This window comes from Pseudomonas tehranensis, from assembly GCF_014268615.1.
Classification (GTDB): Bacteria; Pseudomonadota; Gammaproteobacteria; order Pseudomonadales; family Pseudomonadaceae; genus Aquipseudomonas; species Aquipseudomonas tehranensis.
Genome location: NZ_JABWQV010000053.1, coordinates 1 through 25,144 on the forward strand (window position 1 = coordinate 1; position 25,144 = coordinate 25,144).

The following is a 25,144-nucleotide window of genomic DNA, read 5'->3' on the forward strand; positions in this document are numbered from 1 at the left end:
TCCTGTGGGAGCAAGGCTTGCCCGCGATGGGGCCCGAAAAATCACTGCAAAATCACCGCCGGGCGAATGTATCCCCACGAATCCCTGACACCTTGCGGCAATGCACCAGAGCATCTCGGATCATGAAGTTCACCAGGGTCGGCGAGACCCCCAGCTCCTTGGCGATATCCTTCTGTGGCACACCGTGCAGGCGGTACATCTCGAAGGCATAACGGGTGCGGCTGGGCAGTTCAGTGAGCGCGTCGGCGATGTGCTCCAGCGTCGAGAAATTGATGTGTGACGTTTCTGGCGAAGCCCCCTGGATCACCACATTCAACCCTTCCTCTTCCGGCCCCGAGTATTTCTGTTCCAGCGCCTGCTTGCGGTAATGGTCGATCGCCAGGTTGCGCACGATCTGAAACAGGTAGCTGAGCTGAGCCTTGAAGGACGAGGTGATCTGAGGCGCCGATTGCAGCCGGAAAAACGCATCCTGCACCACGTCTTCTGCCCGGGACCGGCAACCGGTGATTCGTGCTGCGATCTTGACCAGGATCATCCGGTTATCCACGAATGCCTGAAGTAACGGTGAGTCGCACCTGCTTGTGGATACTTGTTCCGTCATGGAATTCACCTTGCTGCAAAAAGTTAGCAGGACGACGGATCTGTCCGACTCGTCCTGCATATCGAGCGACAAATTAGGCTGAATGATAATGATTGTCAATTGAGAAGAAGAATTATTGATGCTGAAAAGTCCAGCGCGAGAACTGCGACCCGTTGCCACGGTGTTCTGCCTGTCAGCGGGTCTGGAACAAGAGGTTGCTGACTAATTATTTGCCGACGGTATCCGTTCTCAGGGATGAAGGTTTCGGGCGGCAGTCCCGATGCCGCACCGCATTCCGCAGGCCACCAGATACCACTAGCAAGCCGAATTTCAGGCAGGAAACCTCATGACCGACGCGTTCGAACTCCCCAGCACCCTGGCTCATGCCCTTCAGCGCCGCGCCGCGTTGTCGCCGGACCGTGTGGCCTTGCGCTTCCTTGCCGACGCCCCGGAGCAAAGTGTTGTACTGAGTTATCGCGACCTGGACCTGCGTGCCCGGACGATCGCCGCCGCCTTGCAGGCCGAAGCGGCGTTCGGCGACCGTGCGGTACTGCTGTTTCCCAGTGGCCCGGACTACGTCGCGGCGTTTTTTGGCTGCCTTTACGCGGGTGTGATCGCCGTGCCGGCCTACCCGCCGGAGTCCGCCCGACGCCACCACCAGGAACGCCTGCTGTCGATCATTGCCGATGCCGAGCCGCGCCTGCTGCTCACCCGCAGCGATCTGCGCGAGCCGCTGCAAGCCATCGAGTCAGCCCCTCCCGTGCTGTGCGTCGATACCCTTGATCCGGCCCAAGCCGGGCAATGGCTGCAACCGAATCTGCAGGACCATGACATTGCTTTCCTGCAATACACCTCCGGCTCCACCGCGTTGCCCAAGGGTGTGCAAGTGAGCCATGGCAACCTGGTGGCCAACGAATTATTGATCCGCCACGGTTTCGGCATCGATCTGAACCCTGACGACGTGATCGTCAGCTGGCTGCCGCTGTACCACGACATGGGCCTGATCGGTGGCCTGTTGCAGCCAGTTTTCAGCGGTGTGCCCTGTGTGCTGATGTCGCCCGCGTACTTTCTGGCCCGGCCATTGCGCTGGCTGGAGGCGATCAGTGAATACGGTGGCACCATCAGCGGCGGCCCGGACTTCGCCTATCGGCTGTGCAGCGAGCGGGTCAGTGAATCGGCGCTCAAGCGCCTCGACCTGAGCGGCTGGCGCGTGGCTTATTCAGGCTCCGAGCCGATCCGTCTCGACAGCCTGGAACGCTTTGCCGAGAAATTCGCGCCGTGCGGCTTCACGCCGGACAGTTTCATGGCGTCCTATGGCCTGGCCGAAGCCACGTTGTTCGTCGCGGGCACACCGCGCAGTCAAGGCATCCCGGCGTTGCGGATGGACGACACGGCCCTGGCGCACAACCGTGCCGAGCCAGGGCAGGGCAGCACGGTGATGAGTTGCGGCGTGAGTCAGCCTGGACATGCGGTGCTGATCGTCGAGCCCAACACGTTGCAGCCGCTGACCGACAACCGGGTCGGCGAAGTCTGGGCCTGCGGGCCGAGCATTGCCCATGGCTACTGGCGAAACCCTGAGGCCAGCGCCAAGACATTCGTCCAGCACGCTGGCCGCACCTGGCTGCGCACCGGCGACTTGGGTTTCCTGCGTGACGGTGAGCTGTTCATTACCGGCCGCCTGAAGGACCTGCTGATCGTGCGCGGTCATAACCTCTACCCCCAGGACATCGAGCAAACCGTCGAGCGGGAAGTGGAGGTGGTGCGCAAAGGCCGGGTGGCGGCGTTCGCGGTCAACAATGGCGGCGAGGAGGGCATCGGCATCGCGGCGGAAATCAGCCGCAGCGTGCAGAAGATCCTGCCACCCGAAGCGTTGATCAAAGCCATTCGCCAGGCGGTGGCCGAAGCCTGTCAGCAAGCGCCGAGCGTGGTGGTGCTGCTCAATCCGGGCGCGTTGCCCAAGACCTCCAGCGGCAAGTTGCAACGCTCGGCCTGTCGGACCCGATTGGCCGACGGCAGTCTCGACAGTTATGCGCTGTTCCCGTCAGTCGAGGTTGAAGCAAGCCCAGATGCTCGCTCGTCATCGCCGTTGCAAACATTGATCGGCCAAGTCTGGTGCGAGCAGTTGCAGATTGAACACGTCCAGGGCGACGATCATTTCTTCCTGTTGGGCGGTAACTCCATCGCCGCCACTCAAGTGGCCGCGCGGCTGCAAGAAAGGCTGGGGCTGGCGCTGAATCTGCGCGTGTTGTTCGAAGCGCCGACCCTCGCAGCGTTCACGGCAGCGGTGGCGAATCAGCAGTTGGCAGGTGGCGAGGCCCAAGGCGTGATCAGCCCGTTGCCGCGCCACGAAGCGTTGCCGCAATCCCTCGCCCAGAATCGGATGTGGATCACCTGGCAGCTGGATCCGGCGAGCCACGCCTACAACATCCCCGGCGGCTTGCACCTGCGTGGTGAGTTGAACGAGGAGGCGTTGCGCTGCAGTTTCCAGCAACTGCTCGAACGCCACGAAGCCCTGCGCACACGATTTTTGGAGCGCGAGGGTGTCGCTCTGCAACAGATCGACCCGGCCGCTGAACTCGAACTGCGAGTGATCGACCTCAGCGACCTGCCCGCCGACCAGCGCGAAGTCCGGGCGCGCCAGGTTCGAGACGATGAAGCCACAATGCCGTTCGATTTGCAGAAGGGCCCACTGTGGCGCGTCACTTTGCTGCGCCTCGATGAGGCTGATCATCAGTTGCTGGTCACGCTGCACCACATCATTGCTGACGGCTGGTCGATGAACGTGCTGATCGATGAGTTCTCGCGGTTATACGCGGCTGCATGCCAAGGGCAGGTCGCCGCCCTGGCGCCGTTGCCGTTGCAGTACGCCGACTACGGCAGTTGGCAGCGCCAGTGGTTGGCTCAAGGGGAGGCCGAGCGGCAACTGGCCTACTGGAAACAGCAACTGGGCGACGAACATCCGAGCCTGGCCCTGGGCACGGACCATCCCCGCAGCGCTCAGCATCGGCGCAGCGCCGCACGCCATAGTCTGCGTCTGGACAAAGACCTCGGTGCTGCCTTGCGCCAAGTGGCCCAAGCCCACGACGCCACCTTGTTCATGCTGCTGCTGGCCGCCTTCCAAGCGCTGTTGCAGCGTTACACCGGCCAGTCTGACATCCGCATCGGCGTGCCCAACGCTAACCGTCCGCGCCTGGAGACCCAAGGGCTGATCGGCTTTTTCATCAATACCCAGGTGCTGCGCGCTCAGGTCGATCCGCGCCAGTCGTTCGCCGCGTTGCTGGCCCAGGCCCGGGAGACTACGTTGGGTGCCCAGGCCCATCAGGACCTGCCGTTCGAACAACTGCTCGAAGCGTTCCCCCAGGTTCGCGAACAAGGTCTGTTCCAGGTGATGTTCAACCATCAGCAGCGCGACCTGAGCGCCTTGCGTCGTTTGCCGGGGCTGTTGGCCGACGAACTGCCCTGGCACAGCCGCGAAGCCAAGTTCGACTTGCAGCTGCATAGCGAGGAGGATCGCAACGGACGGCTGACACTCTCATTCGACTACGCCGACGAACTGTTCGAGGCCGCGACCATCGCGCGGTTGGCCGGGCATTTGTGCAACCTGCTGCGCGCCGTCTGCGCTAATCCGCAACACGCCATCGGCGATGTGCCGTTGCTGAGCGTTGATGAGCATGCGCAACAGCAGCAGTGGAGCGCGGCGCCCTGCGCGCCGGCCACACAGTGGCTGCCGGAGCTGTTGAACGAACAGGCCCGGCTTACGCCGCAACGCACTGCGCTGCGGTGGGACGATGGCCGCCTGGATTACGCCGAGCTGCACACTCAGGCCAATCGCCTGGCCCATTACCTGCGCGACAAAGGTGTCGGCCCGGACGTGTGCGTGGCGATTGCCGCCGAGCGTTCGCCGCAGTTGCTCATCGGTGTGCTGGCGATCCTCAAGGCCGGTGGCGCCTACGTGCCGCTGGATGCCGATTACCCGGCCGAGCGCCTGGCCTATATGCTCAAGGACAGCGGCGTCGATCTGTTGCTGACCCAAACCGCGTTGCTTGAACGCTTGCCCCTCTGCGAGGGCGTCAGCGTCATTGCCATGGACGCCTTGCATTTGGAGCAATGGCCGAGCAATCCGCCGGGCCTGCACCTGCACGGTGATCACCTGGCTTACGTGATTTACACCTCCGGCTCCACCGGCCAGCCTAAAGGCGTCGGCAACACCCACGCGGCTTTGGCCGCGCGCCTGCAATGGATGCAGGCCACTTACGCCCTGGATGAGTCCGATGTGCTGATGCAAAAAGCGCCGATCAGCTTCGATGTGTCGGTGTGGGAATGCTTCTGGCCGCTGATCACCGGCTGCCAATTGGTGTTGGCCGGCCCTGGCGAACACCGTGACCCGCACCGCATCGCGCAGTTGGTCCAACAATTTGGCGTGACCACGCTGCACTTTGTGCCGCCGCTGCTCAGCCTGTTTATCGACGAACCCCTGAGCGCCCGCTGCACCAGCCTGCGCCGGGTATTCTGCGGGGGTGAAGCGTTGCCCGCCGAACTGCGCAACCGCGTGCTGGCGCAACTGCCGTCGGCGCAATTGCACAACCGTTATGGCCCGACCGAAACCGCCATCAACGTCACCCACTGGCATTGCAGCGTCGCCGACGGCGAGCGCTCGCCCATCGGCCGGCCGCTGGGCAATGTGTTGTGCCGTGTGCTCGACAGTGAACTCAACCCCGTGCCCGCCGGTGTGCCGGGTGAATTGTGTATCGGCGGCCTGGGGTTGGCGCGGGGTTACCTCGGGCGTCCGGGTTTGAGCGCCGAGCGTTTTATCGCCGACCCGCTGGGCGTGGCGGGCACGCGGCTGTATCGCACCGGTGACCGGGCGCGCTGGAGCGCCGATGGCGTGATCGAATACCTTGGCCGTCTCGACCAGCAGGTCAAGCTGCGCGGCTTTCGGGTCGAGCCGCAGGAAATCGAAGCGCGGCTGCTGGCCCAGGACGGCGTGGCCCAAGTGGCGGTGTTGGTACGCGAGACCTCGGCCGGCCCGCAACTGATCGGCTATTACACCGTTTGCGATGTTACGCATGATCAGGACCTCGAAAACGCCCGACTCCACGCCGCCCTGGCCGCCGAACTGCCGGACTACATGGTGCCCGCGCAATTGCTGCGCCTGGACGCCATGCCCCTGAGCCCCAGCGGCAAACTCGACCGTCGTGCCTTGCCCGAACCGCAATGGCAACTGCGTGAACACGTCGAGCCGGTCAGTGCCCTTGAGCAACAGGTCGCTGGCATCTGGCGCGACGTGCTGGGGCGCGACCGCATCGGTCTGCGGGACGACTTTTTTGCCTTGGGCGGCCATTCGCTGCTGGCGACCCAGATCATTTCCCGCACCCGCCAGGTCTGTGACGTCGAGCTGCCGTTGCGTACCTTGTTCGAGGCCAGTGAGCTGGGTGCGTTCGCCGAACAGGTGCGCCTGATAAAGGCCAGCGGCCAGACCAACCGGCAACCGCCGATCGAGAAAGTCGATCGCAGCCAACCGGTGGCGTTGTCTTATTCCCAACAGCGCATGTGGTTCCTCTGGCAGATGGAGCCCGACAGCCCGGCCTACAACGTCGGCGGCATGGCGCGGTTGCGCGGGGTGCTGGATGTTGGGCGTTTCGAAGCAGCGTTGCAGGCGTTGGTCCTGCGCCATGAAACCCTGCGCACTACCTTCCCCAGCGTCGACGGCGTACCCCGGCAACAGGTGCACGCCGCTACCGGCCTGCGCATGGACTGGCAAGATTTCTCGATGCTCGCCGCCGATATTCGCCAACAGCAGGTGCAGCAACTGGCCGACAGCGAAGCGCACAAACCCTTCGACCTGGAAATCGGGCCACTGCTGCGGGTCTGTCTGGTCAAGACCGCCGAGCAGGAACATTACCTGGTGCTGACTCTGCACCACATCGTCACCGAAGGCTGGGCAATGGATATTTTTGCCCGCGAGCTGAGTGCGCTGTACGAGGCCTTTATCGACGACCGCGAATCGCCACTGGAACCGTTGCCGGTGCAGTATCTGGACTACAGCGTCTGGCAGCGCCAGTGGCTGGAGTCTGGCGAGCGCCAACGGCAACTGGACTACTGGACTGCGCAACTGGGACGCGAACACCCGTTGCTCGAATTGCCGGGCGATCGTCCGCGTCCGCCGGTGCAAAGCCATCGCGGCGAATTGTTCCGCTTCGACCTCAGTGATGACCTCGCCGCCCGGGTCCGCACCTTCAACGCGCAACAGGGCTTGACCCTGTTCATGACCATGACCGCCGCCCTGGCCGTGCTGCTCTACCGCTACAGCGGCCAGACCGACCTGCGCATCGGCGCACCGGTGGCCAACCGCATTCGTCCGGAAAGCGAAGGGTTGATCGGTGCATTCCTCAATACTCAGGTGCTGCGCTGCCAGCTCGACGGGCAGATGTCAGTCGGCGAGTTGTTCGAGCAGGTGCGTCATACGGTGATCGAAGGCCAGTCCCATCAGGATTTGCCCTTCGATCATCTGGTCGAAGCCCTGCAACCACCGCGCAGTGCCGCATACAACCCGCTGTTCCAGGTGATGTGCAATGTGCAGCGCTGGGAGTTCCAGCAGAGCCGCACGCTGGCCGGGATGAGCGTCGAATACCTGGCCAACGACGCCCGGGCCACCAAGTTCGACCTGAATCTGGAAGTCACGGACCTGGACCATCGCCTGGGTTGCTGCCTGACCTACAGCACCGACCTGTTCGACGAACCGCGCATCGCCCGCATGGCCGGGCACTGGCGCAATCTGCTGGAGGCACTGCTGGCCGATCCGACCCAACGGCTGAGCGAGTTGCCGTTGCTCGATGCCCGCGAGCAGCAACAGATGCTCGACAGCCTCGGCGTTGAACCCGGTGAACACCGCCTGGATCAGTGCATCCAGCAACTGTTCAGCGAACAGGCCCTGGCCCGCGCCGACGCACCGGCCCTGACCTTTGCCGGGCAAACCCTGAGCTACGCCGAACTCGAATGCCGCGCCAACCGCCTGGCCTGGATGTTGCGCGAGCGCGGTGTCGGGCCGCAGGTGCGGGTGGGCCTGGCGCTGGAGCGGTCGCTGGAGATGGTCGTCGGCCTGTTAGCGATCCTCAAGGCCGGCGGCGCCTACGTGCCGCTGGACCCGGAATACCCGCTGGACCGTTTGCATTACATGATCGAAGACAGTGGCCTGGGTTTGCTGCTCAGCGACCGGGCGATGTTCCAGGCCTTGGGCCCATTGCCGGCCGGTGTAGAGGGCTGGTGCCTGGAGGACGACAGCGCGGCCCTGGCCGGCTATTCGGACCAGGCACCACCGCTGATCAACCTGCCGCAGCATCAGGCCTACTTGATCTACACCTCAGGCTCCACCGGCAAGCCCAAGGGCGTGGTGGTGTCCCACGGTGAAATCGCCATGCACTGTCAGGCGGTGATTCAGCGTTTCGGCATGCGCCCGGACGATTGCGAACTGCATTTCTATTCCATCAACTTCGACGCCGCCACCGAGCGCCTGCTGGTGCCGCTGCTCAGCGGTGCCCAGGTGGTGCTGCGTGCGCAAGGGCAGTGGGACGCCGAGCAAATCTGCGGGCTGATTCGCGAGCACCGTATCAACATCCTCGGTTTTACCCCCAGCTACGGCAGCCAGTTGGCGCAATGGCTGGCGACCCAGGGACAAACCCTGCCGGTGCGCATGTGCATCACCGGTGGCGAAGCCCTGACCGGCGAGCATTTGCAGCGTATCCGGGCGGCGTTCCAGCCGAGCCTGCTCTTCAACGCCTATGGCCCGACCGAAACCGTGGTCATGCCACTGGCGAGCCTGGCCCCTGAACAACTGGAAGAGGGCGCGGCGAGTGTGCCGATTGGCAGCGTGATCGGCGCTCGGGTGGCCTATATCCTCGATGCCGACCTGGCTCTGGTGCCCCAAGGCGCCACCGGGGAGTTGTACGTCGGCGGTGCGGGATTGGCCCAGGGCTATCACCAGCGTCCGGGCATGACCGCCGAGCGCTTTGTCGCCGATCCGTTTGCCGTCAATGGCGGACGGCTGTACCGCACCGGTGACCTGGTGCGCCAGCGCGTCGATGGTCAGGTGGAGTATTTGGGACGGATTGACCATCAGGTGAAGATCCGCGGTTTCCGCATCGAACTGGGGGAAATCGAAACCCGCCTGCTGGAACATGACGCCGTGCGCGAGGCGGTGGTATTGGCGCTCGATAGGCCAGGGGGCAAGCAACTGGCCGGCTACCTGGTAACCGACGTCGCCGAACAGGACACCGAGCAACAAGCGGCCCTGCGCGAAGCGCTGAAAAATCACCTCAAGGCCCAACTGCCGGATTACATGGTGCCCAGCCACCTGATCCTGCTGGCGAGCATGCCGCTGACCGCCAATGGCAAGCTCGACCGGCGTGCCTTGCCGATGCCGGATCCTGAACTCAATCGCCAACATTACCTGGCCCCGAGCAGTGCCTTGGAGCAGACCCTGGCGGCGATCTGGTGCGATGTACTGAACGTGAAGCAGGTCGGCCTGAACGACAACTTCTTCGAGCTGGGTGGCGACTCGATCCTGTCCATCCAAGTCGTCAGCCGTGCCCGGCAACAGGGCATTCATTTCACGCCCCGCGACCTGTTCCAGCACCAGACCGTGCAGGCCCTGGCCGGTGTGGCCAGCCACAGTCAGCCAGTGAGCGCCGAGCAGGGGCTGCTCGCCGGTGAGTCGGCGTTGACGCCGATCCAGCATTGGTTCTTCGAGAGCAGGATTGCCAACCGTCATCACTGGAACCAGGCGTTGTTGCTGGAGCCGGCCATTACCCTGCAACCCCCCGTGCTGGAACAGGCACTGCGCAGCGTTTTCCAACAGCACGATGCGTTGCGCCTGGGTTTTGCCGAAATGGCCGGGCATTGGCGCGCCGAGCACCGACCATTGTTCGACGCGACGCTGTTGCGGCAGGTGGACGTGGAGAGTGAGCAGGCCTGTGAAACGCTGTTTGCCCAGACGCAGCGCAGTCTGAATCTGTCGAGCGGGCCTTTGCTGCGCGCTGTGCTGGCGCAGCTACCCGATGGCCGCCAACGTCTGCTGATCGTGATCCATCATCTGGTCGTTGATGGCGTGTCGTGGCGGGTGTTGATGGATGACCTGCAAACGCTCTACCGCCAGATCAGCGCCGGGCATACCGCAGACCTGCCGGCCAAGACCAGCCCGTTCCGGGATTGGGCCGCGCGCTTGCAGGCCTACGCCGGCAGCGAGTCCCTGCGCGAGGAACTGGGCTGGTGGCAAGCGCGGTTGAGCGGCCCGGAAGTGGCGCTGCCCTGCGCCCATCCTGACGGCGGGCGTGAGGAGCGTCACGCCCAGACCGTCAGCGTGCGCCTGGACGCCGAGCGCACCGGGCAACTGTTGCAACAGGCACCGCGTGCCTACCGCACCCAGGTCAACGACCTGCTGCTCACTGCCCTGGCCCGGGTGCTGTGTCGCTGGAGCGGCCACGAGTCGGCACTGATCCAGCTCGAAGGACACGGCCGCGAGGCGCTGTTCGATGACATCGACCTGACTCGTACGGTGGGTTGGTTCACCAGCGTTTATCCGCTGCGCCTGAGCCCGTCGGGTGAAGACTTCGGCACCTCGATCAAGGCCATCAAGGAACAACTGCGCGCGGTGCCCCACAAGGGTCTCGGTTACGGCGTGCTGCGCTACCTGGCTGATGCCGCGACGCGCCAGGCGATGGCCGGCCTGCCGCAAGCGCCGATCACCTTCAACTACCTGGGGCAGCTCGATCAGACCCTGGGTCACGACGCGCTGTTCCAGCCGCTGGACGCGGCGTTGGGCGCGATCCACGACCCCGACGCGCCGCTGCCCAACGAGCTGAGTGTCGACAGTCAGGTCAGTGGCGGTGAGCTGGTGCTGCGCTGGACGTTCAGCGCCGAGCGGCACGAGCGCCAGACCATCGTGGCGTTGGCCGATGCTTACCTCGAGGAGCTGCTGGGCCTGATCGAACATTGCTTGACGGACGCGGCGGGCGGCTTGACGCCCTCGGACTTCCCCTTGGCGAAACTGACCCAGGCCCAACTCGACAGCCTGCCGGTGCCGGCCGCGCAGATCGAAGACGTCTACCCGCTGACGCCGATGCAGGAGGGCATGCTGCTGCACACATTGCTGGAGCCGGGCACGGGCCTGTACTACATGCAGGATCGCTACCGCATCAACAGCGAACTGGACCCGCAACGTTTCGCCCAGGCCTGGCAGGCGGTCATCGCCCGTCATGAAGCCTTGCGCGCGTCCTTCTGCTGGAACGTCGGCGAAGACATGCTGCAAATCATCCACAAGCCCGGCAGCACGCCAGTGGATTATCTCGATTGGTGTGAAGTCCCCCAGGACGAGCAGGAAGCCAAACTCCAGGCATTGCTCAAAAGCGAGCGCGAGGCCGGTTTCGATCTATTGAACCAGGCCCCGTTCCACTTGCGCCTGATCCGGGTGAGCGCGGCGCGTTACTGGTTCATGATGAGCAACCATCACATCCTGATCGATGCCTGGTGCCGTTCGTTGCTGATGGAGGATTTCTTCGAGATCTACACGGCCCTTGGCGAACACCGCGAACCGCGACTGGCCGAGCCGCCGCGTTATCGCGACTACATCGGCTGGTTACAACACCAGAGCCTGGCCGAAGCGCGGCAGTGGTGGACGCGTAACCTGCAAGGTTTCGAACGGACCACGCCGATCCCCACCGACCGGCCGTTGCTGCGTGAACACGCCGGTGACAGCGGCGGCATGATGGTCGGTGACTGCTACACCCGCCTCGAGGCCCGCGACGGTGCGCGGCTGCGGGAACTGGCCCAGGCTCATCAACTGACGGTCAACACCTTCGCTCAGGCCGCGTGGGCGCTGGTGCTGCGGCGGGTGAGCGGCGAACGGGACGTGCTCTTCGGCGTCACCGTAGCCGGGCGCCCGGTGGAACTGCCGCAAATGCAACGCACCGTCGGCCTGTTCATCAACAGCATCGCCTTGCGTGTGCGGATGCCCGACGATCATCAGCGTTGCAGTGTGCGCCAATGGCTCAGTGAGTTGCTCGACAGCAACATGCAGCTGCGCGAGTACGAATACCTGCCGTTGGTGAGCATCCAGGACGTCAGCGAGCTGCCCAAGGGGCAACCGTTGTTCGACAGTCTGTTCGTGTTTGAGAACGCGCCGGTGGAAGTGTCGGTACTGGATCGCGCCCAAAGCCTCAACGCCACCTCGGACTCGGGCCGCACCCACACCAACTTCCCGCTCACGGCGGTCTGCTATCCGGGGGATGACCTGGGGCTGCATCTGTCCTACGACCAGCGCTACTTCGATGAATCCACTGTTCAGGGCTTGCTGGGTGAGTTCAAGCGCTTGCTGCTGGCGCTGATGGAAGGCTTCCACGGGGACATGGCCGAGCTGCCGCTGATTGGCGCCGAGGAGCAGGACTTCCTGATCGAAGGCTGCAATCAGAGCGAGCGTGCCTATGCGCTGGAGCAAAGTTACGTCGAGCTGTTCGAGGCCCAGGTCGCGGCCCATCCGCAACGGGTGGCGGCCACCTGCCTGGACAGGACGTACAGCTACGCCGAGTTGAATGCACGGAGCAACCGCCTCGGCCATGCCTTGATCGCGTCCGGCGTCGGCCTCGACCAACCGGTGGCGTTGCTGGCCGAGCGTGACCTGGACCTGCTGGGCATGATCATCGGCAGCTTCAAGGCCGGTGCCGGTTACCTGCCGCTGGACCCGGGCCTGCCGAGTCAGCGTCTGAGCCGCATCATTGAGCTGAGCCGCACGCCGTTGCTGGTCTGCACCCAGGCCTGTCATGCCCAGGCGCTGGCGCTGCTGGACGAGTTCGCCTGCTCCGGGCGGCCGAAGTTGCTGGTGTGGGAAAGCGTCCAGGCCAGCGATGTTTCGCAGCACAACCCCGGCATTTACAGCGGCCCGGACAACCAGGCGTACGTGATCTACACCTCGGGCTCCACCGGGTTGCCCAAAGGCGTCATGGTGGAACAACGCGGCATGCTCAACAATCAGCTCAGCAAGGTGCCGTACCTGGCCTTGAGCGAGACGGACGTGATCGCCCAGACCGCCTCCCAGAGTTTCGACATTTCTGTGTGGCAGTTCCTCGCCGCGCCGTTGTTCGGCGCCCGGGTGGACATCGTGCCCAACGTGATCGCCCATGACCCGCAAGGGCTGCTCGAGCATGTGCAACGCCAGGCAATCACGGTGCTGGAAAGCGTGCCGTCATTGATCCAGGGCATGCTCGCCCAGGAACGCATCGGCCTGGACGGCCTGCGCTGGATGCTGCCCACTGGTGAAGCGATGCCGCCGGAGCTGGCCCATCAATGGTTGTTGCGCTACCCGGGCATTGGCCTGGTAAACGCCTACGGCCCGGCGGAATGCTCCGATGACGTGGCGTTCTTCCGGGTCGACATGGCCTCGACCCGTGGCAGCTACCTGCCGATTGGTACGCCCACCGACAACAACCGTTTGTACGTGCTCGATGGTGCGCTGGACCTGGTGCCGCTGGGTGCTGTGGGCGAGTTGTGCGTGGCGGGCACTGGGGTAGGGCGCGGTTACGTCAGTGACCCATTGCGCACGGCCCCGGTGTTTGTGCCCAACCCGTTGGGCGCGCCAGGGGAGCGCTTGTACCGCACTGGCGACCTGGCGCGGCGGCGTCGTGACGGCGTGCTGGAGTACGTCGGACGCATCGATCATCAGGTGAAGATTCGTGGTTACCGCATCGAGCTGGGGGAAATCGAAGCGCGGTTGCATGAACAGCCCGAGGTGCGCGATGGGGCGGTGGGGGTGCAGGAAGGCGCCAATGGCAAGCATCTGGTGGGTTATCTGGTCGCCGCCGATTCGGCACTGAAGCCGACCGAACGCCTGGAACGCATCAAGCAGCGCCTACGCGCCGAACTTCCGGAATACATGGTGCCGCTGCACTGGCTGTGGCTTGAGCGCTTACCCCTCAACGCCAACGGAAAGCTTGACCGCAAGGCCTTGCCGGCCCTGGAAATCGGCCAGTTGCAAAACCAGGACTACCAGGCACCAGGTAATGCACTGGAGCAGACCTTGGCGGACATCTGGGCCCAGGTGCTCAAGGTCGAGCGGGTGGGTGTGCGAGACAATTTCTTCGAACTGGGCGGCCATTCGTTACTGGCGACGCAAATCGCCTCGCGGGTGCAAAAGGCCCTGCAACGCAATGTGCCGCTGCGGGCGATGTTCGAGTGCAGCACGGTGCAGGAACTGGCCGAATACATCGATGGGCTGGCGGCGAGCGAAATCACCGAGGAGAAGGTGGATCGGTTGAATGATTTGATGGCGCAATTGGAAGGATTGTAGTTCTGCGGCGTCTATAGAGGCCCCATCGCGAGCAGGCTCGCTCTCACAATGGATTTGTGATCGACGCAAATCCCCTGTGGGAGCGAGCCTGCTCGCGATGGCGGCATGACTAACACCGCAAAGCCCAAGGTTGACGCCTCGCCCTGTACGGCTCAGTCTCCCAAGGCTTTTTCTCCATTCAAAACAAGGAGGTCATCAATGCCTTTTGCAACCCTTGATGGGCAATCACTTCACTACCTGGACCAAGGCCAGGGGCCGGTGGTGCTGCTGGGCAGCAGCTACCTGTGGGATCACACCATGTGGGCACCGCAGATCGAGGCATTGTCCCGACATTACCGGGTGATCGCCCTGGATTTGTGGGGCCACGGCCAGTCCGGGCGTTTGCCTGAGGGCATGACCTCTCTGGACGACCTGGCTCGTCAGGCATTGGCGTTGATGGATCATCTGGATATCGATTGTTTCAGCCTGGTGGGGCTTTCCGTCGGTGGGATGTGGGGCGCACGGTTGGCGCTGATGGCGCCCAAGCGGCTCGAGGCGCTGGTGCTGATGGACACCTACGTGGGCGTCGAGCCGGAACCGACCCGCCAGTATTACTTCTCGCTGTTCGACAAGATCGAAGCCAGCGGCAGCGTCCCCGAACCGTTGCTGGACATCATCGTACCGATCTTCTTCCGGCCAGGCATCGATCCGCAGTCAGCGCTCTACCAGCAGTTCCGCGCCACACTGGCCGCATTGCCGACCGAGCGCTTGCGCGACAGCATCGTACCGCTGGGACGGATCATTTTCGGTCGCGACGATATCCTGCCGCGCCTGCCTGAGCTCGACGCCCGGCGCACGCTGGTGATGTGCGGCGACCAGGACAAGCCGCGACCACCGTCCGAGGCGCTGGAAATGGCTGAGCTGATCGGCTGCCCGCATGTGCTGATTCCGGAGGCGGGGCACATCTCCAATCTGGAAAACCCGGAATTCGTCACCCGGGCCTTGCTGGAGTTTTTGCGACGCTGACCCGCCGCCATCGCGAGCAGGCTCGCTCCCACATTATGATCTGTGCCTGACGCTGTTTTTGTCGTCGCCACACACCCCCTGTGGGAGCGAGCCTGCTCGCGATGAGGCCCTCTGGGTCGATGTCACTTCGGCCCGAGAATCTTCACCAGCTTATCCGGCGAGGGTGCGCCTTGCTGCTGTTGCAGTTCGCCCTTGTCATCCAGGTAGAAAATCGCTGGGGTGGCGGACAGTTCCAGCTCCTCCATCAATTGCAGGTTGGCGTCCAGTTTTGCCTGGATGGCCGGTGGTATGTTTTTGAGGGGTTTGAGCGCGCTGCCCTTGCCGGCCTTCTCGTGGGTTTCCAAGGCTTTCTCAGGGTCTTTGGCCGCCAGCAATGCGGCGGATTTTCCTGGGCTGTCTTCACGGATGATGCCCACCATGATGTGGCGCAACTGCACTTTGCCGGCTTTGACCCATGGCCGTGCCTGTTCCCAGAACATGTTGCAGTACGGGCAGTTCGGGTCACTGAACAGATAGACGGTGCGCGGCGCGTCCTTGCTGCCGTCGGCGATCCAGTTGCTCGTTTCCATCTTTCCCCAGATAGCCTTGGCCATTGGCGCATAGACCAGCTTTTGCAGTGGCTCGGCGCTCAGGTCCTTGCCGTCGGCGTCGTACAGGTTGCCCAGCAAGACATGCTGGCCATCGGGTGTCAGGTACAGCGCCATCCCACGGTTCTGGTATTGCGCCGCGTAACCGCGCAATCCGTCCGGCGCCTCGAACGTGCCGACGATTTTCGCGCCCTTGGCTTCGATTTTCTTGATGGCCGCGGGCAGTTCTTCGGCGTGCAGCAGCGGTGCCTGCGACAGCGTGGCGGCGACGGCCAGGGTCAGCAAGTGGCGGAGGCGGGGCATGAGGGTTTCCTTGTGGCGGAGTAGGGAGCCGATGTTGAATCCGGCGTTTCGAAGTTCTCCAGGGCGCGGGCCAGGCTCGCATCTGACAATTCGCCCAAGTGACTGTCCAGCAGGCGACCATCGGCGCTGTAGAACAAGGTTGTTGGCAGCGCCATGGAACCGACGGCTTGACCGAGGCGACCGCTGCCATCAAACAGCACGTTGTCCAGGCTCAAGCCCTGGGTGGCGAGATAAGTGCTGACGCTTTGCATGCTTTCGGCCTGGTTGACGAACAGGAACGTCAGGTCCGGGCGTTGCTGCTGGGCTTCTTCCAGCACGGGCATTTCGCGCCGGCAGGGCGGGCACCAGGTGGCCCAGAGGTTGATCACCAGGGGCCGACCCTGATAATCGGTGAGTTTCACCGTCTCGCCGTTGGCGTTACGCAGATTGATTTCCGGCAGTCGGGTGCCTTGTTCATAGATCGTCAACGACATCGTCGCCACCAGCCAGAACAACAGGCCGCTGCCAACGCCGAAAGCCAACGGCCGGCGCAAGGCCGGTCGGTGCCGGCTCCACAGCAACGCGCCAATCACCAGCGCGACAATCCCCGGCCAGGCCAGGAAACCACCGTCGCGCAGGTCGACGATCTGCCACAGGTCATCCTGGTAATGGTTCCAGTAGGCGCCGACGAAGCCGATCCGTGCGGCCAGAAGCCCCAGCAAAAACAGCACGAACAGCACCGATTCAGGGTTTTCGCCACCGCGCTTGGCTACTCGCCAGCCCACCACGGTCGCCAATGCCAGCGCGCTGATCAGCAATAGATGGTTAAGCGCAATGGCAAAAGTGCCCAGGGTAAACGTCAGCATCAGCGCGCGTTCCGAGTCATGTTCCAACGCTCCAGGAATTCCTTGGCATTGACTTCCCCGGTGATCCGCTGGCTGCGTCGCTCTTGACCGTCGGCGCCAATCCACAGCAGGCTCGGTGGCCCCGGCACTTGATAGCGGCCCAGCAGTTCGCGACTGGCGGCATTGTCGGCGGTGACATCGACACGCACCAGGCGTACGTCTTTCAAGGCATCCAGCACTTCGGCGCGGCCAAACACCTGTTTTTCCATGATCTTGCAGGACACGCACCAGTCGGCGTAGTAGTCCAGCAGGACCCATTGGCCCTGGGCCTTGGCCGCATCCAGTTCCCGTTGCAGGGCGGCAGGCTCGCTGACCGTGATAAAGGCATCATGGGCGGTGGCGGCCGAGCTTTCCGAGGTGCCGGCATAGACCTTCAGGGGCTGGAAGAAATCATCGCCGCCGCCCGCCGCGCCGATCACCAGCAGGCTGCCCCACAGGCCGAACAGCAGCGACGCACTGCCGCATACATAGGCTGTGCGACCGAAGCCTTCGGTCTGCCGCCAGGCGCTATAGGCGGCAATCAGCAGCAGCACGCCCCACAGACCGATCCACAGCGAGCCGTCGATGACCGGGCGGATCATGAGGATCGCGGTGCCCAGGAACAGAAAGCCGAACACGCCCTTGAGCACATTCATCCAGGCGCCGGGTTTGGGCAGGAAACGATTGCCCACGGTCACCAATAGCAACAGCGGCAGACCAATGCCGACGCCCATGGCGAACAGGATCAGCCCGCCGTGCAACGCATTGCCACTTTGGGCGATGTACAGCAGCGCACCGGCCAGCGGGGCGGTCATGCACGGGCCGACCAACAGGCCGGACAGCGCTCCGAGAATGCCGGCGCCCACCAGACTGCCGCCGCGGCGCTGGCGTCCGGCACTTTCCAGGCGGTCGCGCAGGGCCGCCGGCAACTGCAACTCGAAGAAACCGAACATCGGCAGCGCCAACACCACGAAGATCGCCGCGAAAGTGCCCAGCAGCCACGGTTGCTGCAGCAGCGCCTGAAGGTTGGCCCCCAACAGCGCGGCGAGTACGCCCATGGCGGCATACACCAGAGCCATGCTGATCACGTAGCTGATGGCCAATGCCAATCCACGCCGAGGGCTGGCACCGCTGCCCACCACCACCCCGGCCAGGATCGGCAGCATGGGCAGCGAGCACGGCGTAAACGCCAGCAACAGGCCCAGGCCAAAGAACACCAGCAGGCTCCAGCCCAAGGCCCGTTGCTGCAGGCCGCTGGCCAGGGCCTGGTCCGGCGCCTCACCACTGGCAACCGCTGGTGCAGTGCCACCCAGGTCCACCACCTGGGTCTGGGGCGGATAGCACAAGCCCGCGTCGGCGCAACCTTGGAAGCCGACCTTGATCTTGCCGGTGGCGCCGGCGGGGATTTTCAGCTCCAGCGCCTGGCGATAAACCTGTTGATCGCCGAAAAACTCGTCGCTGTGGGCTTCACCTTCCGGCAGTTGCGGCTTTTGCGCCTCGGCAAGACCGTCGAATTTGAGTCGCTGCTGATACAGGTAGTAGCCGTCGGCAATCTGCCAGAACAACTGGGTTTCACCGGAGTCCAGGCGTTCGGAGGTAAACACGAAGGCCTTTTCCACCGGCAGGAAATCGGTTTTGGTCTCGAAGGGATTGGCGGCCTGGGCCAGGCCCGAGATCAGGAGCAGCCACAGCAAAAACAATCGACGCATGGATAAAGCCTTAGAACGGAGCAAGTGGAATGCACGATGGCGAATGGCGATTAACCGTCGATTAACCCGGCGACAATCGGCAGGCAGCAATGATCGCCCATGTTTGCCGTACTCGTCGCATAATGTCGGCTTAATCGGCCGGCGGCCTAATGTACCTTTTTCCACGGGGCTTACCATGCACGTACTGGTCTGCGAAGACGATGAGTTGATCGCCAGCGGGATTGTCGCCGGGCTCACGGCCCAGGGCCTGACCGTCGAGCACGTCGCCACGGCGTCGGCGGCGCGGGCGATGGTGGGGGTGGCCCGGTTCGACGTCATGGTGCTGGACCTGGGCCTGCCTGACGAGGACGGCCTCAAATTGTTGCGCCAATTGCGCCAGCAAGGACTGGAGATACCGGTGCTGATCCTCACCGCCCGGGACTCGGTGACCGACCGGGTCGACGGTTTGCAGGCCGGGGCCGATGACTATTTGCTCAAGCCCTTCGATCTGCGTGAACTCGCGGCGCGCCTGCATACCTTGCTGCGACGCGTGGCAGGGCGCAGTGTCAATCTGATCGAGCACGGTCGTTTGACTTACGACCCCAGTAGCCGCGAAACCACCCTCGGCGGACAGCCGGTGGACCTTTCCCGGCGTGAGCAGTCATTGCTGCAGGCGCTGTTGCACAGCCGCGGTCGGGTCTTGTCTACCGAGCAACTCAAGGACAGCGTCTACGGGTTCAATGACGAACTGGAAAGCAACGCCCTCAACGTCCATATCCATCACCTGCGGCGCAAACTCGGCAATGGCATTGTCGAGACAGTCCGTGGGCTGGGTTATCGGCTAGGGCCGGCCGACGACGGGGTATCTTCCAAGTGATGAGCCTGCGATTGCGCCTGAGCCTGACCCTCGGCGCGGCCTTTGCCCTGATCTGGGCCCTGGCGGCGGCGTGGATGCTCAGCGATCTGCGCAACCAGATGATGTTCTCCCTCGACCAGCGGTTGGTGGCTTCGGCGCGGATGGTTGCCGGGCTGCTGGAGCAGATGCCGCCATTGCCCAGCAAGGGAGAAGGCACGCACCTGAGAACCGAGCACGTGAGCATTCCGGGGGGCATGGCCTGCCAGGTCAGCTCCTTGCGGGGGGAGATCCTGGCTCGCAGCCATGGCACTCCTGACCAAACCCTGGAGGCCGAGAAACTGGGCTTTCATGACCAGATGATCGACGGCGCGCCCTGGCGCAGTTTTACCCTGGCCCGAGGTGATTTGCGCATCACCACCGCCGACCGTCAGATTGAACGCGAAGCCTTGAACATGTCGGTACTGTTGGCGGCCTCGGTGCCGGTCGGCGTGGCGCTGCTGGGCTGCCTGTGCCTGTTGTGGTTGGGCATCGGTCAGGGCCTGGCACCGCTCAATCGCATGCGCGATGCGTTGATGCGACGCAATGCCGACTCCCTGGAACCTTTGCAGATCCATCCGCTGCCCAGTGAACTGCGGCCGTTGCTGGAGACCCAGAACCAGCTGTTCCAGCGTATCGGCAAGACCATTGAGCGCGAACGCCGGCTGACCGGCGATGCCGCCCATGAACTGCGCAGCCCCTTGACGGCCATCAAGACTCACCTGCAAGTGGCGCGCATGACTGAAGGCGTCGCCCGCGATCAGTCCCTGGCCCGGGCCGAGGAGGGCGCCGACCGCTTGCACCGCACCCTCGAACAATTGTTGTTGCTGGCCCGGGTCGAAGGCAGCCTGTCGTTCGACGATGGCGTGCAATGCAACGCCGAGCAGGTGGCGCGGCTGGCAATCCAGGATGCGGCCAGTGGCGAACCCCGGCGAATCAAGCTGCACGTGCCGGCCGAGCTGTCCGACGCGCCGGTGCAAATGCCGGCAGTGCTTTCCATCGCTGCTTTGCGCAATTTGCTGGACAATGCGCTGCGACATACCCCGGATGACACCGATGTGGAGCTGCGCCTGGAAATGATCGGCCAGCGCGTGCGTTTCCAGGTTCGCGACCACGGCCCGGGCATCGCCGCCGACGATATCCAGCACCTGACCCAGCGCTTCTGGCGCAACGGCCAGAGCACCGGCTGCGGACTGGGGTTGGCGATCGTCCAGGCCATCGTCCAGCGCTGCGGTTGCGGTCTGCATTTCGACAGCCGTGCGGACGGATTGCGGGTTGAATTGACGATGCCGGTGCAGGCAACCGCTGTGTAGGAGCTGGCGAAGCCTGCGATCTTTTGATCTTTTGATCTTGATCTTGATCTTGATCTTGCACTTGAGATTTAACTGTCTGGGACAAGATCGCAGCCTCGTTGCACTCGTCAGCTCCTACGGGCGCACCCAGCGGGAGGTCGTTGTACATCTGCTGTAACGACCTGTCATTGGCGCCGCGGCCTCATCCGGGTCTATGTTTTTCTCAGCTTGACTCAAGGACTGAGGAAAACCGCGCCATGGACACCTTCATCGAAATCTGCACCGCCACCCCCAGCGATGCCGGCATCATCAGCCGGATCGCCGAACGCTCCATCCGGGTCGGGTGTGCTGCCGAACACCGCAACGATCCCACTGTCGTCGCCGCCTGGGTACGCAACAACACCCTCGCGCATATCCGCCCCTGGCTGGTCGACCCACGCTTGCGTCTGACCGTGGCCCGTTTGCAGGGACGGCCGGCGGGTGTCGCCATGGCCTCGGCCAGTGGCCGGATCGCCTTCTGCTACGTACAGCCGGAGTCCTTCCGCCGCGGTGTCGGCCAGGCGCTGGTGCGGGACATCGAGGCCTGGCTGCGCGGGCGGGGGGTGGCCCGGGTGCGCCTCAACAGCACCCGTAGCAGCCAGGCGTTCTATCGACACCTGGGGTTCGAGCAAAGCGCTGACGCCTTCGCTATTGGCGGGGTCAAGGCCATTGCGATGCACAAGCCACTGATCGCGTCGCAGGAGAAAGTGCTGCCCGCGAGTAAATCCCCCCGCGGCTGATGCGTTTCCACAACAGGAAACCTGCATGTGCGCCCCGACCGGATGCGCACCTGCCCGGTGTGTCGTTTTGGGTCACTACGTACTGCGGGGTCGAGAGATGTCAGTCGCCAACAGCCTTATCGAAGCACAGCTGGCCCGGGTCAGCCCCGTGCCGGCCGAGACGCTCTACCAGTTCAATGAGTCGCCGCTGCTGGCTCGCCAGAGTCGGCAGGAGTCCAATGCCCGCAGCTATCCACGGCGCATCCCCCTGGCTCTCAAGCGCGCCAAGGGGTTGTATGTCGAGGATGTCGAGGGCCGCACCTTCATCGATTGCCTGGCCGGCGCCGGCACGCTGGCGCTGGGGCATAACCACCCGGTGGTGATCGACGCGATCCAGAAGGTGCTGGCCGACGAGTTGCCGTTGCATACCCTGGACCTGACCACGCCGGTCAAGGATCGCTTCGTCCAGGACCTGTTCGGCCTGTTGCCGGTGGAGCTGGCCGCCGAGGCGAAGATTCAGTTCTGCGGCCCCACCGGTACCGACGCGGTGGAAGCCGCCCTCAAGCTGGTGCGCACCGCCACCGGACGCAGCACCGTGCTGTCGTTCCAGGGCGGTTATCACGGTATGAGTCAGGGCGCGCTGAGCCTGATGGGCAGCCTGGGGCCGAAGAAACCCTTGGGCGCCTTGCTCAGCAGCGGCGTGCAGTTCATGCCGTACCCCTACAATTACCGCTGTCCGTTCGGGCTGGGCGGTGTCGAGGGCGTGAGGGCCAACCTGCATTACCTGGAAAACCTGTTGAACGACCCGGAGGCCGGCGTGCAATTGCCGGCGGCGGTCATCGTCGAAGTGGTGCAGGGCGAGGGTGGAGTCATACCCGCCGACCTGGACTGGCTGCGCGGCTTGCGGCGGATCACCGAGCAGGCAGGGGTGGCGTTGATCGTCGACGAAATCCAGAGCGGCTTCGGCCGCACCGGCAAAATGTTTGCCTTCGAGCATGCCGGGATCATCCCGGACGTGGTGGTGTTGTCCAAGGCCATTGGCGGCAGCCTGCCGCTGGCGGTAGTGGTTTACCGCGACTGGCTCGACACCTGGTTGCCGGGTGCTCACGCCGGGACCTTCCGTGGCAATCAGATGGCCATGGCCGCCGGTTCCGCGGTAATGCGCTACCTGCGTGAACACGACCTGCCGACCCATGCCGCCGCCATGGGCGAACGCCTGAGTGAGCACCTGCACATCCTGCAGCGGGACTTCCCGCAATTGGGCGATATCCGTGGTCGCGGGCTGATGCTCGGTGTCGAGTTGGTGGACCCGGCGGGCAAGCCGGACGCCCTGGGCCATCCGCCGGTGCATGCACAGCTGGCGCCACGGCTGCAACGCGAATGCCTCAAGCGCGGGCTGATCCTGGAGCTGGGCGGTCGCCAGGGCGGCGTGGTGCGGTTCCTGCCACCGTTGATCATCACCCGGGCCGAAATCGACCGGGTCGCCGAGATTTTCGGGCGAGCCCTGCATGCGGCGGTCACAGACAGCTAATTTTCACCCGACCCCGTACGTTCCTTTCATATCCTGGCTGCGCATGTGACGCAGCGAACCTCGAGCAAAGATGGAGAGACACCCATGACTTCAGTATTCGACCGCGAGGACATCGTCTTTCAGGTCGTGGTCAACCACGAAGAGCAATATTCGATCTGGCCAGACTACAAGGCCATCCCCGAGGGTTGGCGTACCGTCGGTAAAAGCGGCTTCAAGAAGGAGTGCCTGGCTTACATCGAAGAAGTCTGGACCGACATGCGCCCGCTGAGCCTGCGCAAGAAAATGGACGAGCAGGCGGCATTGACGCACTAGGCCTGGGACGTTGCGGGAGCGAGCCCGCTCGCGATGCAGGCAACTGGGTCTGTCAGTCAGGCCAAGGTGATGCTATCGCGAGCAGGCTCGCTCCTACAGATGGCGTCCGCTCTCGCCATAAAATCAATCAGCGCCCGTGCCGCCGCCGGCAATTGCCGATGGGGCGGGTAGATGATTGAAAATGGTCGACTGCGCCCGGCAAAGTCCTCCAGCAAAGCCACCAGTTCCCCGCGCTCGATTCGCTCCCGGACAATGAATTCATAGGTCTGGCAGATTCCCATCCCGGCCTGTGCCAGGGACACGATGCCCAATACATCATCGGACACCTGCACATTGCCCGCCGGCAGCCATTCCCGGTCTTCATGATTGTCGCGAAACAGCCAGGGTGCGATGCGTCCGCTGCTGGGCATCACGAAAGGCAGGCAGGCGTGGGCAGCCAGTTCATCGACGTGCCGGGGTATTCCGGCGCGCTCCAGGTAATGCGGCGCGGCCACCAGGCAAAGGCGGGCGTCCTCGAGCTTGCGTCCGACCAGGCCGCTGTCCGGCAGCGGCCCAAGGCGGATCGCCAGGTCATACCCCTCGGCCACCAAATCGACATTGCGGTTGGTGATACTCAGCTCGACCCGAACTTGCGGGTAAGCCTCGGCGAAACGCGACAGCAGCGATGGCAGGCGGTAATGACCGTAGGTGGTCGGCACGCTCAAGCGCACGCGACCGGTCAAGACACCGTCCTGGCCCTGGATTCGCCGCTCGGCGTCGTCAATCAGGGCAAAGGCCGAGCGCGACTGTTCCAGGTACAACGTGCCGGCATCGGTCAGGTTCAGCCGCCGGGTCGTGCGTCGCAACAGTTGCACCCCGAGCCGGGCTTCGAGGCGGGAGATGGCGCGGCTCAGGACCGAAGGCGTGGTGCCCAGCGCCACGGCTGCGGCGCTGAGCGTGCCTTTTTCCACGACCGTGACGAAGGCTTCCACGTCGGCCAGATAATCGAATCGACGGGCCATTGTTGCCTCCAGGGGCCAAGTGATGTTCCGGTGCGCCAGTTTATCGCCGGTGAGCGCATCAATACAGTGAGCGCATCTTTTATCGAAACATCCTGGAGTCATCATGAAAAAGCTCACGACCTTGGCAACGTCTGTTGTTCTGGCGGGTATTGGCGTCGCGGCCCATGCCGATAACGTGCTGGTGGTCCTGTCGGATTCCGATCATCTGGATCTGAACAAGGGCAAGGTCTTCTCCACCGGGTTTTACCTCAACGAATTGCTGCAACCGGTGAAGCTGTTGCTGGATGCCGGTCACCACGTGACGTTCGCCACCCCGGAGGGCAGGGCGCCGACGCTGGACCGGTCCTCGGTGGACAAGATGTACTTCAACAATGACCCGGCGGAGCTGGAGCGCTACCAGGCGTTGCTGACTCAACTGAACATCACTTCGGCCAAGGACTCACCGGTGATCAGCCTGGCCCGTGTCGAGCAGATCGGTCTGGAACAGTTCGATGCCCTGTACATTCCCGGCGGGCATGCGCCCATGCAGGATTTGCTCACGAGCGCACCGCTGGGGCGGGTGTTGACGCACTTCCATGACAAGGGCAAGACCACCGCGCTGGTCTGCCACGGGCCGATCGCGTTGCTGTCGACCCTGCCTGATGCCAAGGGCTTCGTTGGCCAGTTGGCTACCAAAGGCCAGGCCTCGGCCAAGGCCGACTGGATCTATGCCGGGTACAAGATGACGGTGATCAGCAATCAGGAAGAAGAGTTGGCCAAGGGGCTGCTGGGCGGCGGGAGCATGAAGTTCTATCCACAAACCGCGCTGGAGCAGGCCGGTGGGCAATACAGCAGCAACACCTCGCCGTGGACGTCCCATGTGGTGACGGATCGGGAGTTGATCACCGGCCAGAATCCGGCCTCGGCGCTGGCGGTGGGGCAGGCGTTGGTTGAGCGTCTGGCGCAGTAGCCAGCAGCACCACAAATCCCTTGTGGGGGCGAGCCTGCTCGCGATAGCGG

13 protein-coding genes are annotated in these 25,144 nt (G+C 63.6%); 8 read left to right on the forward strand and 5 right to left on the reverse strand.

The annotated features are described in order from the left end of the window. Nucleotides 1-52: 52 nt before the first annotated feature. Nucleotides 53-601, reverse strand: coding sequence for an RNA polymerase factor sigma-70 (locus tag HU811_RS11280; protein WP_092401827.1), 549 nt, complete (start codon nt 599-601; stop codon nt 53-55). 325 nt (nt 602-926) lie between these two features. Here HU811_RS11280 and HU811_RS11285 point away from each other — a divergent pair, with 325 nt between their 5' ends. Next, complete coding sequence (locus tag HU811_RS11285; protein ID WP_186655889.1) at nt 927-13,913, forward strand: non-ribosomal peptide synthetase; 12,987 nt, start codon at nt 927-929, stop codon at nt 13,911-13,913. A gap of 198 nt (nt 13,914-14,111) precedes the next feature. Further along, nucleotides 14,112-14,918, forward strand: a complete 807-nt coding sequence (locus tag HU811_RS11290) for an alpha/beta fold hydrolase (protein ID WP_186655890.1) — start codon at nt 14,112-14,114, stop codon at nt 14,916-14,918. Between the two features lie 122 nt (nt 14,919-15,040). On the opposite strand, the gene dsbG is transcribed toward HU811_RS11290, so the two are convergent. From dsbG to dsbD, 3 genes are read right to left on the reverse strand one after another with little or no spacing between them, the layout of a single operon-like run. Next, the gene (gene dsbG / locus HU811_RS11295; RefSeq protein WP_092458992.1) at nt 15,041-15,808 is read right to left on the reverse strand and encodes a thiol:disulfide interchange protein DsbG; all 768 of its coding nucleotides are present in this window, start codon (nt 15,806-15,808) and stop codon (nt 15,041-15,043) included. Then, entirely contained in the window at nt 15,784-16,653 is an 870-nt protein-coding gene (locus tag HU811_RS11300; RefSeq protein WP_186655892.1) for a TlpA family protein disulfide reductase, read from the reverse strand. The genes dsbG and HU811_RS11300 overlap by 25 nt, the downstream gene beginning before the upstream one ends. Then, on the reverse strand, nt 16,653-18,380 hold the full coding sequence (dsbD, locus tag HU811_RS11305; RefSeq protein WP_186655893.1) for a protein-disulfide reductase DsbD: 1,728 nt from the start codon (nt 18,378-18,380) through the stop codon (nt 16,653-16,655). The genes HU811_RS11300 and dsbD overlap by 1 nt, the downstream gene beginning before the upstream one ends. A gap of 175 nt (nt 18,381-18,555) precedes the next feature. On the opposite strand from dsbD, the gene HU811_RS11310 reads away from it, so the two are divergent. The 5 genes from HU811_RS11310 (at nt 18,556) to HU811_RS11330 (ending at nt 23,144) form a co-directional block, all read left to right on the forward strand. Then, nucleotides 18,556-19,236 carry a response regulator gene (locus tag HU811_RS11310; RefSeq protein WP_092401809.1) on the forward strand — a complete coding sequence of 227 codons (681 nt, stop codon included), beginning with the start codon at nt 18,556-18,558 and terminating at the stop codon, nt 19,234-19,236. After that, entirely contained in the window at nt 19,233-20,564 is a 1,332-nt protein-coding gene (locus tag HU811_RS11315) for an ATP-binding protein (RefSeq protein ID WP_092401806.1), read from the forward strand. The genes HU811_RS11310 and HU811_RS11315 overlap by 4 nt, the downstream gene beginning before the upstream one ends. Before the next feature lie 236 nt (nt 20,565-20,800). Further along, nucleotides 20,801-21,322: a GNAT family N-acetyltransferase gene (locus HU811_RS11320; protein WP_186655895.1), complete on the forward strand. Its 522-nt coding sequence runs from the start codon at nt 20,801-20,803 to the stop codon at nt 21,320-21,322. Nucleotides 21,323-21,419: 97 nt separating this feature from the next. Then, nucleotides 21,420-22,832, forward strand: a complete 1,413-nt coding sequence (locus tag HU811_RS11325) for an aspartate aminotransferase family protein (RefSeq protein ID WP_186655897.1) — start codon at nt 21,420-21,422, stop codon at nt 22,830-22,832. Nucleotides 22,833-22,916: 84 nt separating this feature from the next. Beyond that, nucleotides 22,917-23,144: an MbtH family protein gene (locus HU811_RS11330; protein WP_186655898.1), complete on the forward strand. Its 228-nt coding sequence runs from the start codon at nt 22,917-22,919 to the stop codon at nt 23,142-23,144. A 56-nt stretch (nt 23,145-23,200) separates the two neighbouring features. Here HU811_RS11330 and HU811_RS11335 read toward each other — a convergent pair whose 3' ends face one another. Beyond that, entirely contained in the window at nt 23,201-24,145 is a 945-nt protein-coding gene (locus HU811_RS11335; RefSeq protein ID WP_186655899.1) for a LysR family transcriptional regulator, read from the reverse strand. A gap of 103 nt (nt 24,146-24,248) precedes the next feature. Here HU811_RS11335 and HU811_RS11340 point away from each other — a divergent pair, with 103 nt between their 5' ends. Continuing rightward, nucleotides 24,249-25,094, forward strand: coding sequence for a type 1 glutamine amidotransferase domain-containing protein (locus tag HU811_RS11340; protein WP_186655900.1), 846 nt, complete (start codon nt 24,249-24,251; stop codon nt 25,092-25,094). Nucleotides 25,095-25,144 lie beyond the last annotated feature (50 nt).

Bases quoted from the DNA above. Each gene is read 5' to 3' on its own strand.
- HU811_RS11290 (WP_186655890.1), top strand. From the start codon at position 14,112: ATGCCTTTTGCAACCCTTGATGGGCAATCACTTCACTACCTGGACCAA.
- HU811_RS11320 (WP_186655895.1), top strand. From the start codon at position 20,801: ATGGACACCTTCATCGAAATCTGCACCGCCACCCCCAGCGATGCCGGC.
- HU811_RS11300 (WP_186655892.1), bottom strand. From the start codon at position 16,653: ATGCTGACGTTTACCCTGGGCACTTTTGCCATTGCGCTTAACCATCTA.
- HU811_RS11285 (WP_186655889.1), top strand. From the start codon at position 927: ATGACCGACGCGTTCGAACTCCCCAGCACCCTGGCTCATGCCCTTCAG.
- HU811_RS11335 (WP_186655899.1), bottom strand. From the start codon at position 24,145: ATGGCCCGTCGATTCGATTATCTGGCCGACGTGGAAGCCTTCGTCACG.
- HU811_RS11330 (WP_186655898.1), top strand. From the start codon at position 22,917: ATGACTTCAGTATTCGACCGCGAGGACATCGTCTTTCAGGTCGTGGTC.
- HU811_RS11310 (WP_092401809.1), top strand. From the start codon at position 18,556: ATGCACGTACTGGTCTGCGAAGACGATGAGTTGATCGCCAGCGGGATT.
- HU811_RS11340 (WP_186655900.1), top strand. From the start codon at position 24,249: ATGAAAAAGCTCACGACCTTGGCAACGTCTGTTGTTCTGGCGGGTATT.
- HU811_RS11325 (WP_186655897.1), top strand. From the start codon at position 21,420: ATGTCAGTCGCCAACAGCCTTATCGAAGCACAGCTGGCCCGGGTCAGC.
- dsbG (WP_092458992.1), bottom strand. From the start codon at position 15,808: ATGCCCCGCCTCCGCCACTTGCTGACCCTGGCCGTCGCCGCCACGCTG.
- dsbD (WP_186655893.1), bottom strand. From the start codon at position 18,380: ATGCGTCGATTGTTTTTGCTGTGGCTGCTCCTGATCTCGGGCCTGGCC.
- HU811_RS11280 (WP_092401827.1), bottom strand. From the start codon at position 601: ATGACGGAACAAGTATCCACAAGCAGGTGCGACTCACCGTTACTTCAG.